The sequence below is a fragment of the Planctopirus limnophila DSM 3776 genome, assembly GCF_000092105.1.
Lineage (GTDB): Bacteria > Planctomycetota > Planctomycetia > Planctomycetales > Planctomycetaceae > Planctopirus > Planctopirus limnophila.
Map to the genome: position 1 here is coordinate 2726482 of NC_014148.1, position 13615 is coordinate 2740096.

Sequence of the window (13615 nt, forward strand, 5' to 3'; positions counted from 1 at the left end):
AGTCGAAAGTTCATCGTATGTCATCACATAAGCCTGCCCCATCCTCGGTCGATATCCATCCTCTGATTCAAGATCGATGGAGTCCTTTGAGCTTTCGCCCGGAGCCTTTGACAAAACTGCAGATTCAGCAGCTTTGCGAGGCGGCTCGCTGGGCTCCCTCGAGTTACAACGATCAACCGTGGTATTTTTTAATGGCACCACGCGACGATGAAATCGAGTTTTCCCGTCTGCTGAGTTGTCTGGCTGAAGCCAATCAGGTCTGGGCACAACATGCAGGGCTATTGGTTCTGGCAATCGCCCGAACCACCCTGACCCGGAATGGTCACCCCAATCGATTCGGGATGCATGATACGGGGATGGCGACCATTCAGCTTGTGCTTCAGGCAGAAGCTATGGGGCTCAAGGCTCACCTCATGGGTGGCTATAACGCTGCTCAGGCACGGGCCATTTACGAGATCCCCGAAAGCTTTGAACCTGCCGCTGTCATGGCGATTGGCTATCCGGGAGAAGTCGAAAAGCTTCCTTCAGAACTGCAACAGCGAGAACGATCCGAGCGTTCCCGGCGATCTCTTGAGCAGATGATTTTCACTGGAAAGTTCGAACAGTCATTTCAATTTTGATTATCAAATGACTGAGCCGCAGAGGGATTGATTTGCCCCTCGGATTTCAAGGTGGAATCGAGAGCCAACTTCTTCCAGCGAGTGGCGAGGAGACCACAGATTACCAGTTGGAGCGGATGGTAAATCATAATCGGCAGGAGAATCATTCCCAGAGCAGGGCTGGTACCGAACATGATCTGTGCCATAGGGACAGCCGTGGCCATCGATTTCTTCGAGCCACAAAAAACAGTCGCAATCCAGTCTTCTCGATTGAACATCAACCCCTGGCAGACTGCACTGAGAATGAAAAATACGAGATAGAAGAGCGCGAGAGTGATTGCAGCCGTGATAGCGACGACCATCAACCCATGCTTCGTCCAGATGCCCAGGACCATCGAATCACAGAACGAAGTGTAGATCAGCAGAAGAATCGTGCCGCGATCGACCGAGCTGACAAATCGGCGATGCCTGGTCACCCATCCGCCCAGCCATGGCCGGCAAAGCTGCCCCAGAACCAGTGGCAAAACCAGCCAAAGTAAAAGCTCCCATATCACTTCCTGCATGGAAAAACTTCCCGCAGTGGAATTCGAATGACCGGCCTGCAAAACGGTTGCCATCCATAAGGGAGTCAGCACGACGCCCAGCAGACTGGAAGTGGTGGCGTTGAAGATTGCTGCAGGTACGTTTCCACCTGCTGCTGCCGTCAGAGCCACAGATGAAGAAACCGTTGATGGCGAGGCACACAGGTAGAACAAACCCAGCCGCAAATCCTCAGGCAGCCAGCCCCTGGTGACTGATATCAACCCCAACCCGATCAGAGGAAACAGCAGAAACACCGCCCCTTGAACAACCACATGCACTTTCCATTTCATGATTCCCTGTCGCAACGAAGCAAAGCTCAGGGAAAGACCATTCAGATAAAAGACTAAAGCGACACCCAAACTTGTGATCAGTTCCGGATGGAGCCAGCCACCCCGTGCCCCAGGCGCTGGATAAAGCCACGCCAGCCCGATAGCCAGCAGCATTCCGAGCAGAAACCAGTCGATTTTCGGCTTCATCTCGCCATGTTCTTTCGCGGCCAGTCAGGGTCAATCAACACAATGTTTTGATTGTTGTCAGTTGGGTGGCAGCCAATGACAGCAGAAGAATTCTCGATTCATGCGCGCAGTGTCATGACTGAAGGAAATATCAGGGTCGAAGATCACTGGAGACGAAAAGAGCCTGCTGAAGCAAAACTTCAACAGGCTCTCGAGTGCCCAAGACAGGAATCGAACCTGCACGGGAGTGATCCCACTAGCTCCTGAAGCTAGTGAGATTATGCCAAAAGCCACCCGAAATTACACCGCAGAGCAGGGGGGCGGGGGTCGTTTTGCGATCCTTTTCTGTGGTCTGGCAATCGACTCCGGTCCCTTCGAGGCGAGCAGCTCCAGCCGCTTGGCCGCAATCTCGCAGTATGCCTCGGAAAGCTCGATTCCGATGGCCCTCCTGCCGCTGGCCTGGGCAGCCACCAGAGTGGTGCCAGAACCGGCAAACGGATCCAAAACCATGCCACCTGCCGGGCAGATCTGCACCAGCTCCAGCAGCAAGGCCGTGGGCTTGCCGGTCATGTGGTGTTTATCGTCCTGCCGCACCTGATGCCGCAGACACCCGGGAAAGGGGCCTGTATCCGATCGGTTTGCACACTTCCCAAGAGTCCCCCAGGGGATGAATTCGCACTGGTGCCGTATGTAGCCTTTGTGCGGTGCTCTGGAGGCCAGCCCCTTATCCCAGGCCATTGTGCCGCGGTGAATGAAATCGGCCCCCTGCATGGCGTTGGTGATTGTCGGGAGTTGCCGCCAATCGGTGAAGACCATCGCATATGAGGTTTCCCGAAGTGATCTCCGGCAGAGCTTCAGCCAGAGCATCGACCACCAGCCATAACTGATGGAATCCTTGTTGTCGCCGTCGAAACTCACCCGCCCGCAATTTTGGCCATTTTGGCAATACTTGAGCCGTGGGTCGCATTTCGCTCCCCCACCGGCGGCCCCCGAGCAATAGGGGGGATCGGTCAACAGCGTATCGACCACCAGGCCGCTCAATTTCGGCAGCACCTCGAACAGATCGCCGTGGTAAAGCGTCACGGCACCGCTTTGAAAATAGGGGGACATCCTTGCCTCCGAGAATGGGAAGAATCGGCACAACTGACACGACCGGAGCCAATTCTGGAGGCGGAGGGCGAGCGGTCACGGCAAGCCGCTGGAGGTGTACTAATTTGGGAGTGATGCGGCGCATGGATGCCCCAGTGGGTGCATCCCGGCTGCGTGTTCAGTCGGTGATGTCGGCGGCGGGGTTGTTCGCGCAGCTCCGCCGCCACCTTTTTTGTGACAGCACTCTTTGTTACCGCGGAATGAGCCCTTGCGCAAGCCCGGTCTTATCACACCTGAAATCAGCGTCCCACCTAAGTTTTGTTCGGCAAACCGTCCACCGTTTGCGACGAAACCTTTTGATGATTCTGCAACATTACCTTTGCTGTTCTTGGCGGAACCCCTATTAACAACAGCCTGTCAATTATCTCAACAGGCGAAATTCCGCTGGCAATTCCATCTCGAATAATGCCCTCGGCGCGATCTAAAGAAAACACTCCATCTAAATCGCGATTTCTTCTGACATCGACAAATGGAAATCGCTCCGTGACCATTTCAATTTGCCGAAGACGATGATTAAGCGACCTCGTGTTCTCAACGATTTCCTCAAGGATGTCCTCCTTCGGCCTAGGTTCACTTGCCACAGATTCAGGAAACTGCAACAGCGCTGCATCAAACTTAGCCTTAAACGAACTCCAATATGTATCAAATACTTGCGTCAGAATTCGCTCATCAAGCGCATTAGCATCTAGGCAATTGTTCAACGTTCGAACCAACTCCCACACGCTGCTTCGCTCAGGCATTGTGTGATTGAATTGGGCAAGTGGATCTTCGAGATCTGATGGCTTCAAATCTACAAGAAAAGTGCATACACGATTCGAGGACAGGCCCTTTGCCAATGCACCAGACTCAAACAAAATCCAGGGGCGCTGACGATTTTCTTGGGTCAAGCAAACGATGCCAACTGACGTATCTTGCAGCTGGTCATGAATTTCGCTGAACCACAAGGCACCACGATCGATGTCACGAGTGGAAAGCCATGGTCGGGTTGCCTGAAGGACACATTTGATCCAATCATTAAGAATCTCTGCGATTGCTCGACTTCTCTCACCCGACCAACTGATAAACACCTTCATAGAATACTCCGAGATACTTCACATCCCCTAAACAGGGTTCACTACTGACATCAAAACCAACTCTAGTCTAGTCGCAATTAGCGCAGCGTTTCGCCACCTGAAACACCAACAAAGCACGAAGTTCACACCGCTTATCTATTCTCAACGAGTGATACACTTCAAAATCTTCTCGTTTACCTGAATCTTTTTCTCCTTCTGCCGACCTGTCAAAGCTCGCTTTCTACGAATATCATTATAGAACTTGTACTCCCAATCATTAATAAATCGCTGCTGGTGAGCGTATTCAATCATTGCGACATTGAAAGACCTTCCGGCATCCTCCCTCACATATCTAACCGACTTAAAAAGGTCATTTGACGCGATTTGAAGAAAGTTATTAACACATACATTTCCAACCTCTGTGGTGACGTTAGTAAACTGATTAACAATCACACATATCTCATTGATCGGATACTGTCCGCACGGGCATGTCAACGAAGTTTCCGAATGGTAGATCTGGTATAGACGCCACTCACTCCTCGCATGCTCCCAATCATCCGATTGACTGAGACATAAAATATGTTCGTGAAGCTTCTGTTGGTTCGACATTTCCAGACTCAGAAAGTTCTTCCCCAAAGAGTACAATTAGAAGCCCCCACAGCTTCCACGCCAATCGCGCAAACGAAATTGAGACTCTCCAACACACATTTCACGCCTCACGAACGACGACGCACACGAATTCGAGATGCAAGTCTCAGATCCTGGGCCCCCCAAGACAGTTTCTCCATCTCAGTAACCATTTCATTGTATACATTTGCCTTCCCTTCCGGGTCCCGGATTGTAAGAAGCAAAACAAGCTTTTGGGGTTCCTTACACCTGAAACCATCACGATTAAGAATCTCTAGATGAAGACGCCAGTTCTTACAAATAGGCCCTGCGGTAAAGGCCCGATAATAAAACTTCAGAGGAGACCACTTAAACCCCTCAGAGACCATACGAGCCTCACCACCCCGAGTTACGTCTTTTGGAGCGGGCCTGAGTTGAGGATTATATACTTCTTTCCCCGTTTCGTTATTCTTCATTACTGTCCCTAAACTCGCCGTCAGGTTCGTACGACAGTACTCCATACCGAATCGCGCATCTGTAGGCGGATCGTAAGCTAAAGTCATGAAGACTTCCGCTCGCAATCCTTTATTGGGAATGACGAGAGAACTTGGCATGGGGAATTGATGCTTCTCAAAGAAATGGCGATCAGTCAATTCAGCATGAAAGATGACCGTAGCCGAGGACTGCGTGCAATTCAGAATTTCTGACACATCTCCCGGACTCCCAAAACCCTTATAACGAACATCCAGGGCATCTGGGCAGCCTGATCTAAGAAATGCAGAATGGGCAATCAGTCCTTTGACATATGCCGGAGACAAATTGCCTTCTGGCTCAAGCTCGCGATATATGTTCGCGGCAATGTTTGAAATATGAGGAGCAGCAAAACTGGTACCAATATTCTCGGCCAGATTTCCGTGGCCATCTGTAGATACTACGCCGCATTGCAAGCAATCCCCAGTTTCATCACAGTTGCCACCGTAGTGACTGACTTCTGGTTTAATGTAGAAATGTGGCGCGGGACCACGTCGCGAAAATCCCGAAGGTTCATCAATTCCAACACATGACGATTGATTACTGATGTGAGCGATCGATCCAACGGTCAATCCTCGAACGGAATCAGCAGGAGGACAGATTCGATCGTTCTCACCCAAGTTCTCTGGTGGCCAAGTGCGGAGTGGAGGTGTTTCATAGTTTCCTGCTGCAATTACAAACAGTACATTGCGCTTCTTTGCAATTGAGTCCAGCTTACAGGCCAGAAGCGAAAACCTCGCATCAGAACATGGTGTTGCTTGGCCTAGGGAAAGATTCCAAACTCTCACATCGGAGTGGTCGCGAACTGCATTCTCGATTACAGTAATTAAATCATACTCTGAGATTTGACCACTAGCATCAATGGCAACCACGTCGACAACACGAGACTGCGCTCTTGGGAATCGATTATCTGCGCCATTTAGTGCCCGACTATTCGCGATTAGGCCAGCAACAAAACTTCCGTGATTGAAGTCGTGTTGCGTTTTGACCACCACATCACGTCTCGCCACGTATTCTTGAAGTCGCCTGTTGGTTGGATCTGTACCACTGTCAATCACCCCAACAAGTCCATATTCCTTAGCTGGATCAAAACTTGGGAACCGCCTTTCGTCGAGTTTACCTACAATATTTGCCGCCGTACGAACAAGGCGAAACTCAGGAAACAGTCCTATGCTTTGCGTACCCACGAAGGCTGCCAACGCTTTTATGGACTTCGTTGTCACGGATTTCACGGCGTAGACAGTTACATCATCACCATAGTCAACCGCCTCAAGATCTGGCAACGCCTCTGATCTCGCAACAGCCTTAAACTCCTGCTCAATAAGCTTATCAACTGCGTCAACGCCGTGACGAAACAGGCGAATTCGAATGGGAGCGTTCTTCCTTTTTGCCGTTTTGGCTATATACTCTGGCGAATACCCTTCAAGTGCATCTTTTGCCTTAAACGCAAGAAGGCGATTAAGTGTCGAAATGTTCGCTTGATGCTTTTTTGTTTGACCCTGCTCAATCTCATAAGCCAACGCCCTGAGCCCTTCGGAACTCACACTTACCAACAACTCTGATGGACCTTCAACACCAATGATGGGGCAGGTTTCAGAATTAAACAAAGTGCCTGGCCGGTATGATTTGGCCCCTGCCTCAGGTTTCAGCAGGACTTTTGCTACGGCAGGGATTGTAGGATGTTCTGCGAACGAAGCCGAAAACTCCTTTCGCAGAGATGCAACTTCGCTTGAATACTTCTTGCGCAACTCTTGCGTGACAGGCTCAAAGATTTTTGTTTCGCCCCCAGCATTGGGATCGAGACGATAATCCAAGTCTTTACGGGCCAAAACCACCTTCATGGGTAAGAATATTTTAGGCACTAGCGGGCTCCTGATTCAAACGTTCTGATATATAGGACTGTGAAAGCCCGAAGAGCTCAGACAGCTTCTTCTGAGTGAACCGTTTCTTGTCAACCTTCCGAATCGCTCGAAGAATTGCAGCCACGTCGGATGTACCAGTAAAACGAGCACACATCTCAACTAAGTTGACTGATTGCTGATCGTTGACCACAGCCTCTCTTACCAGGTTTTCAGTAATGTCTTTAAGCTGTGCACCCGACATCCCCTCACTCAGGCACGCAGCGACCTCGACGTCCTGTGCTGTTGCAAACCGCCCCAGTACAAACCGTATCAGCTCCTGTCTCGCAGCCAGACCGGGAGTACTCATCTCGATTTTGTAGGCAAATCGACGCCAAACGGCAGGATCAAGTAGGTGCGGATGATTGGTCGCCGCGAGAAGAACATGGTCCCGCCCCATTGCATCGATGTTTTGCATCAAACTAATCACAACTCGTTTCAACTCACCTAATTCCCGATCGTCATCTCTCATCTTTGCCAACGCGTCGAACTCGTCAAGAAACAACACGCATGGACGTGATGCAGCGTGTTCGAAAAGTTGCCGTATATTCTTTGCAGTACTTCCTAGATAGGAAGAAATTAGTGCATCCGACCTAGCTGTGATGAGGGGATACTTCAGTTGTGCTGCAATATATCTAGCCAACTGAGTTTTCCCGACCCCTGGGGGACCATAAATAAGGAGAGATGGTGAGATACCGACACCGTTGGCAATCAGCCGATCAGCAGCCCTAAAATATAACAGGAATTGATCGACTACTTTCTGAACATCCTCCGAAAGGAAGACCGAAACATCGGCTTCAACTGGTCGCTCCTCGTCGGCAACTGGAATTCTTGATTCACCGTCCACTGGCAGCAGTGCCTGGCCACCTTGTCGAGCTAGAGAGATGTTCGAAGCAGAACTCTTTCCGACAATCTGCCTCATACGCTTGGCAGCCGCCAACTCGCCGCCCGATTCGAGCCTGCGGGCAAGTGATTCCGAGTAGGCCAGCACTTTTTCGTGGTCGCCACTGGCAGCTCCCTCGATGATTTTATTGATGTCAAAAAGGTAGTCACGAATCATGCAGCGGCCCCTTGCGCGAATTTTCTCTGTTCACCAGCTCAAACGACATCGTATCGGCGATATTATCGTCAGTCAATGCGATATTTTCGCAACAATTACCGATATTTTTGTCGGCTTTTTGGGCTTTCCGCTGCTGCTGTGTCTTCCTGGTTCTCCGCTAAGGTCAAAACCTGTCCTTTCTGACTTGAGTTTTGTTCGGATTAATTTGTTCGACCGAGACGACGTTTCGCAAAAATCCGATGCAGCCTCATTTTGAAGGAAGAGGGTTTCTCGGATTTTTGTCTTGCACATCTCTCCAATTCATATTGGCACTCAAGTGCGACCAGCTTACCCGGTGGATTCTTGGTTCAATTTTGAACATGTAAGCGATTGTGATTGTACTCACGTATTGCGATATTATAACTTGAGCATTCGCACCACCATATCAACAGCTCTCGAATAATACAGTTATAAGGAACCCATTCTCTTAATCGTCTCTATATATCATTTTTAGCCTTAACTATTTGGCCCGTTAAATATTGTCGGCTTTGTGGGTGTCACTGCAATAACGGCTTCATACTTCACTCCAATTGCTATTGCCGCGATTTCAAGAACAAATAACGTTTTCGTGATAATATGCTGCTGAGTGAGGCTTTCAGGAAATGTTGCGACCCATGTCGTCGTAAGATTAGTTTTTTCCCACGGAGCAGATATATATTCATAGAATGTGTCTCTCTGAGTATCGCTTGCACTCTTGAGATCAATTGTTAGGATCGCGTTAATGATTTGAACCTTATAACTGAGGAGTTGATGTTCACGAGCGGGATTCCTTAGTTTCACGCTTAGTAATGTATCAACCGGAGTGAATCAGTCGCCAGATAGAACAAGCACCATGTCATGTACGTATTTCTCTGCATGAGTGATCAAGGATTTGTGAATTTCCCGCATTCGCTCGGGCGTGATGTAGTGGGCGGTCACCTGTTGGTTTTCGGGCTTGGGAGTGGTCTGTTGCCCCGCCTGAAACTGCCTGCTTTTGGTCAGGCTGATTCCGGCAGCGTGCAGCACCTGGGCGACGTGCACATCTTCCTGCCAATGCTGCTGGGGCTCGCTGGCTGCCACAATCGACACGGCTTTGGGGCTCAATAAATAACCGGCCCCGCCGCTGGCTGTCTCGAATGGCCTGCCCGCCGCCACACGCTGCGGGGTGGGAGCCCCGACGTAATCGGCGGTCATCCGGTCGCGGGCCAAGATTCGGGCCACATGCACATAGGTGTCATCGTCGCACTTCAGCACTCTGGCGAAATTTCGGCTTGATTGCAGCCACCGGCAAAACCAGATCGTTTTTTCGGTGAGATGCTGGTAATCGTCCGGGCAGGGGAGCAAAAGCATATCGCCCCGTTTGTCCGGCAGTTCAACCAGATCAGGACGGCCCACCAGAAACACCAGTTCCACATCGGCGGGCAAGTCTTTTCCCCAAGTCTGGCGAATGGCTTCCCGCTTCTCGCGATACCGGGCTTGCTCGTTGTCGGCTGACAGTACCCCAATGATCAGCCGTCGATAGTCGCTTTTTGGGATCGCTGCGGGCGCGGGTTGTAAAGTGGCAGAGGCTGGCATCTGCTGCAGCCGGTCGAGTGCCCCCACTTCGCGGGCAATCTCGTTGAATCGCTCGATCGAGAGCCGCCCGGGGGCTGTGTAGTTGGCCTGAATTTGCTGGAACGATGGGTAAGCGAGTTCGGCAAACCCCAGCAGATCATTCCGGGCTTTGACTGACCAGGCAAACCCCTTGTAGGGTGATCCGTCCGCATAGCCGTACAGATGAATCCAGCGAAGCCACGGCAGGCATTTCACAGAACGCCCGCCTTGCCGGTATTTTTCCGGGATGTAGGGCTCAATGCCACCATGGCCGCGAACGTCAGGATGAAAGCCCAGAAATGAATCCCGCTTGGCGACGAAACAGCCGGTTCCACAGGAATTGATTTCGAATGGGGCCGCGTGGGGGTTGTCGGCTGATGGGTGAGTCGCCCAGTCGCCCCAGTTGCCGTTGGATCCATATCTGGGCAGGTAATGCGTGCCGACGATCGCGGGTTTCCCATCTGCGTTGATCAGCCGCCGCCGCAAGTTCGGGCCGAAGTACAGCCCGTCGTCAATGGTCGCTGCGAACGCCACCAGCCGGACCAGAACACCCGTATCGAGGATCACATGGGAATCAATGCAGCAGACGGCATTGCCGGTCGCATGATCGAACACCGCTTGCTTGGCCGGGCCTGCTCCCGGAGGTTCGGGCAGGTGCAGATATCGAGCGTTCGCAATGTCTGCAACATGTTCCCGTTCGGCTTTGATGTGGGTTTCCTTGGCCGATTGGGAAATGACCAGAATTTCCACCTGATCCGTCAGGCCCAGGTCGCGGCGCGTGCGTTGCAGATCAATCAACGTGAACCACAAAGCCCGCTGATCGTCACAAGTGGGAATGCCGATGGTGAGTGCTGGATTCATGGTTATGGTTCCTCGGGTGGCGGGCCTTCCGTTCCCGCTGATGTTCCTGTTCCGCCCCCTTCGCATGGGTAACTGGCTGTTGTTCCGCAAGGAACGGTCAAGGTGGCAGCAGTTCCAGGCACGACAAGTTGTGCCGGGCACGATCCACCCCCGGAGACACTGCAGGACGTGGCGAGGTTGTAGAGACTGTGAGTCACGCCACCGACCACACACCAGGCAGCGGCCGCCAGCGTGTAACTGCAAGTCCCTGTCGCAGCCGTCCCGGTTCCGCTCGTTGTCCCTGTCCCTGTTGGGGCCGTGGTGCCAGTGCCGCCGCTTGTTCCCGTTCCTGTGCCTGTGGGTGCCGTTGTCCCAGTGCCAGTGCTGGATGGATCGCCTGTGTTTGTCCCCTCGGTGGGTGGCGATGTTGGGCCGCTTGTCCCTGTCCCGCTGGTCGTTCCGGTGCCTGTGGGTGGAGTTGTTCCGGTTCCGGTCGTTGTCCCCGTTCCCGATGGCGTGCCTGTGCCACTCGAACAATCGGCGGGGGCCGGGCCGCAAGGCGTGGTCACAATCTGACCGGGATATTCGCCCGGGTAATCAGGCGGGCAGGCTTCACAGCCATCTTGGCCGGAACACATGCCACCACTGCCGACAACCCAGGGGAACACACCCGTCCACTCCCAAGCCGTGGAGGCCAGGGGCGGACAGGTGGCTGTTGTCCCTGTGCCGGTATCTGTTCCCGTTCCGGTATCTGTGCCAGTGCCCGTTCCAGTGCTAGTGCTCGGCGTGCAATCGCCGCATGTGACCGGGACAAGCTCCAGTGTGGCTGGCCAGAGTGGTGTCATTTCATCAGGGGCCGGAGTCGCGGTCAGTGTGCGGGTGATCAAGCAATCCATGTCGTTCGTGCGGAAGGTGACGGTCTGACCCTGCAGGCTCAAGACAACCACCGGCGGCTCCGCCGATTCATTCATGCTGATCGACATGTAACGCAAGAGAGAGATGTCGGCAGAACTGGTTGTCCAGCCGCAATCACTCGATCGGGAAAAGCATCGCGTTCCGTTGAACTGCTCCAGTTCGCCCCCAAAGCCGCTGGCCTCGATGCGGAAACACTCCGTTTCGCAATCAGTGCAGGGGGGCTCCTCATCCCATGGGCCGGTGAAGTCGATCGGGGGCCAGGGGCCGCCGACTGGGACGCCTTCGCCCTGGGGCCGTTGGAGTTTCCACAAACGCTCAATGTCCACGTCGTGGATGTTCCCCTTGCGCTCGAGGGCATTCAGTCGCTGCTCGAATGAACGGAAGTCTGCGGGCATGCCTGCCACTCCTGCTACTGTTCCAGCCCCGTTTCCTGATCCAGATAGGCAATGCGGTAGTTGTCCCGCACTCCCACCACCTGCTGCACGCTGTAGCCCTTGTAGGTCTTGAACAGACCAAAGAAGAGCGTCCGGCCCTGGTATAAGGTCACCTGTTCCAAGGCCTTGATTTTCAGCCGCTCCCGCAGCTCGGCGGGATCGAGGCCCAGCAGCTCCAGCCAGTCACTCGAAAAGGTCAACGTCGTCAGCCGCTGGCTGATGTCGTATTCCACATCGGTGACAATGGCGTTGATGTCCTCCCACCCGATCGCGCTTGTGCCGCCCGCTCCATCACTGCTGGTAAATGACACCCGGCGATTGAGTCCGGCCCACTGGAAGTCGAGACCATCGAGAGTCAGGCCGCCCCCCCACACAATGTCCTTCCGCTCATCGAGGACAGACCGGGCATACTTGCGGAACTGCTCCCTGCGGGCCTCGGTGGTGACCGGTGTTCCCCACTCTTTGCCGGTCGCGAGAAACTCGCTGTATTCCTCCAGCTCCTGCTCCAGACCGGCCACCGTGTAAGCCGTCCCCTCATAGCCTTCCTCGGGGACTCGCACCATCAGGGGGGCCGCATAGGGGGCCCAGATTAGCCGCACCGCCGTGGGGGCATAGGTTCTCTGCGTCGATCCGGGCCGGGCGGTGGGGTGGCGATAGTACGGGGCCGTCCCCTGAAAGGTGGCAATGCCATTGAGCCAATCAAACCACACGTTTTCGGCAGTCGTCCAAGTGGTGCCCCGGTCGTAGGAGATCTGCAACACAGGCCGCCTGCAGGGCATGAAGTTGTAGGCATTCATGGGAATGGTGATCCACTGGGGCAACATCTGAGCCCCGCGGCGTTTGATCGCCGGGACAATCTGCCACCGCTGCCATGTCTGCTCGGTCGTGAAGCCGGACGAATCGCCCCAGGTCTCGAGCTCGATCGGATCGCCCAGGGGTGCGAGCGTGTTCACGGGTGAGGGGTCGGCCTCTGTCGCTTTCGTCCAGCGGAATTCCTCCAGCGTGTTGGTCTCGGGCCCATACACCCTCATGGCCGTGTGACAATTCTCGATCGAGCTGTTCATGTTGAGGGACAACACCGGGAAAGGCACCTCGGGATCATTCAGCCGCAGTGTCACCACGCTGGAACTGTCGATTTTCACGAATCGCCACAGCCGCGTCCCGGGCTCGAAGATCAGCCGCATGCGGGGTTCGAACTGCCGCACACGTTCCACGCAGGAGCGAATCCCCTCACTTTGAAACACCAACTTCTGCTGCGGCTTGAAGTCAAAGGGCTCGAGATCAGCCGACACAAAGGGGAGTTCGGCGGCTTCGACCGTTCCATCTCCCGGGGCCGCATTTCGCCACACCAGCGGGTGATAGCTGTACTCCAGAATCCCCGCGAGAATGTTGGCCACAGTCCCATCGTTTCCCACGGAATGGGCATAGTCTTCATCCGCCTCGTTCTTGCAGTTGTAGACGAGGCGGGGCAGGGCTCCCAGAGTCGGCTGAGGCCAGAGCAATTCGAACGGGTCGCCGGGCTCCCACGGAGCGTTGAACAGATTGACCTGTTTGTTGCAGCGGAAAGTGGGGTCGAAACATTCGTAATCGACTCGATTGGCATCAGCAGGCTGAATCGGTTCCACAAACCCTTCGAAGAGTGGATTGGTGGCCGATTGAGCCGCCCCCCGCACGGTTTCCCCTTCGATCCAGACGCGCAGAAACGCCCCATAGGGAATGGGTCGCGTGTGCTGCGGTTCCGCCACCGAAAAGCTGAGTCGGGCCGCATGCTCATAGGCAATCTGCAGCTTCATGTTGGAAATGGCGAGCTGCTCCACGTCCAATTCCGTGAAGGGGCCGAAGGGCTCGGTCTGCATCTCGATGTGTACCGTCATGGCCTTCCC

10 protein-coding genes are annotated in these 13615 nt (G+C 53.7%); 2 read left to right on the forward strand and 8 right to left on the reverse strand.

All coding sequences use genetic code 11. The features are described 5' to 3' along the window. Positions 1 to 17 precede the first annotated feature (17 nt). The gene (locus PLIM_RS10840; protein WP_013110360.1) at positions 18 to 620 is read left to right on the forward strand and encodes a nitroreductase family protein; all 603 of its coding nucleotides are present in this window, start codon (positions 18 to 20) and stop codon (positions 618 to 620) included. Here the strand turns inward: PLIM_RS10840 and PLIM_RS10845 are convergent. The 5 genes from PLIM_RS10845 to PLIM_RS10870 all read right to left on the reverse strand — a co-directional run bounded on the left by PLIM_RS10845 (position 611) and on the right by PLIM_RS10870 (position 7932). Continuing rightward, positions 611 to 1657 (reverse strand): bile acid:sodium symporter family protein, encoded by a 1047-nt coding sequence (locus PLIM_RS10845; RefSeq protein ID WP_013110361.1) that lies wholly within the window; start codon positions 1655 to 1657, stop codon positions 611 to 613. The genes PLIM_RS10840 and PLIM_RS10845 overlap by 10 nt on opposite strands. A 279-nt stretch (positions 1658 to 1936) precedes the next feature. Then, complete coding sequence (locus tag PLIM_RS10850; protein WP_013110362.1) at positions 1937 to 2746, reverse strand: DNA-methyltransferase; 810 nt, start codon at positions 2744 to 2746, stop codon at positions 1937 to 1939. A gap of 290 nt (positions 2747 to 3036) precedes the next feature. Further along, on the reverse strand, positions 3037 to 3858 hold the full coding sequence (locus PLIM_RS10855; protein ID WP_013110363.1) for a toll/interleukin-1 receptor domain-containing protein: 822 nt from the start codon (positions 3856 to 3858) through the stop codon (positions 3037 to 3039). Positions 3859 to 4553: 695 nt separating this feature from the next. After that, a complete protein-coding gene (locus tag PLIM_RS10865; RefSeq protein ID WP_013110365.1) occupies positions 4554 to 6836 on the reverse strand; it encodes a S8 family peptidase in 2283 nt (760 codons plus the stop codon). Continuing rightward, entirely contained in the window at positions 6829 to 7932 is a 1104-nt protein-coding gene (locus PLIM_RS10870) for an AAA family ATPase (protein WP_013110366.1), read from the reverse strand. The genes PLIM_RS10865 and PLIM_RS10870 overlap by 8 nt, the downstream gene beginning before the upstream one ends. On the opposite strand from PLIM_RS10870, the gene PLIM_RS10875 reads away from it, so the two are divergent. Beyond that, on the forward strand, positions 7931 to 8188 hold the full coding sequence (locus PLIM_RS10875) for a hypothetical protein (RefSeq protein ID WP_041401590.1): 258 nt from the start codon (positions 7931 to 7933) through the stop codon (positions 8186 to 8188). The two genes, PLIM_RS10870 and PLIM_RS10875, sit on opposite strands and share 2 nt — an antisense overlap. A gap of 590 nt (positions 8189 to 8778) precedes the next feature. On the opposite strand, the gene PLIM_RS22835 is transcribed toward PLIM_RS10875, so the two are convergent. The 3 genes from PLIM_RS22835 to PLIM_RS10895 are packed head-to-tail and all read right to left on the reverse strand — an operon-like array spanning position 8779 to position 13606. Next, positions 8779 to 10404, reverse strand: coding sequence for a glycosyltransferase (locus tag PLIM_RS22835; protein WP_013110368.1), 1626 nt, complete (start codon positions 10402 to 10404; stop codon positions 8779 to 8781). Between the two features lie 2 nt (positions 10405 to 10406). Beyond that, entirely contained in the window at positions 10407 to 11693 is a 1287-nt protein-coding gene (locus tag PLIM_RS24390) for a hypothetical protein (protein WP_013110369.1), read from the reverse strand. 14 nt (positions 11694 to 11707) lie between these two features. Then, positions 11708 to 13606, reverse strand: coding sequence for a hypothetical protein (locus PLIM_RS10895; RefSeq protein ID WP_013110370.1), 1899 nt, complete (start codon positions 13604 to 13606; stop codon positions 11708 to 11710). Positions 13607 to 13615 lie beyond the last annotated feature (9 nt).

Coding starts and splice junctions, on each gene's coding strand:
- PLIM_RS10895 (WP_013110370.1), bottom strand. CDS start 13,606: ATGACGGTACACATCGAGATGCAGACCGAGCCCTTCGGCCCCTTCACG.
- PLIM_RS10850 (WP_013110362.1), bottom strand. CDS start 2,746: ATGTCCCCCTATTTTCAAAGCGGTGCCGTGACGCTTTACCACGGCGAT.
- PLIM_RS10845 (WP_013110361.1), bottom strand. CDS start 1,657: ATGAAGCCGAAAATCGACTGGTTTCTGCTCGGAATGCTGCTGGCTATC.
- PLIM_RS22835 (WP_013110368.1), bottom strand. CDS start 10,404: ATGAATCCAGCACTCACCATCGGCATTCCCACTTGTGACGATCAGCGG.
- PLIM_RS10870 (WP_013110366.1), bottom strand. CDS start 7,932: ATGATTCGTGACTACCTTTTTGACATCAATAAAATCATCGAGGGAGCT.
- PLIM_RS10875 (WP_041401590.1), top strand. CDS start 7,931: ATGCAGCGGCCCCTTGCGCGAATTTTCTCTGTTCACCAGCTCAAACGA.
- PLIM_RS24390 (WP_013110369.1), bottom strand. CDS start 11,693: ATGCCCGCAGACTTCCGTTCATTCGAGCAGCGACTGAATGCCCTCGAG.
- PLIM_RS10855 (WP_013110363.1), bottom strand. CDS start 3,858: ATGAAGGTGTTTATCAGTTGGTCGGGTGAGAGAAGTCGAGCAATCGCA.
- PLIM_RS10840 (WP_013110360.1), top strand. CDS start 18: ATGTCATCACATAAGCCTGCCCCATCCTCGGTCGATATCCATCCTCTG.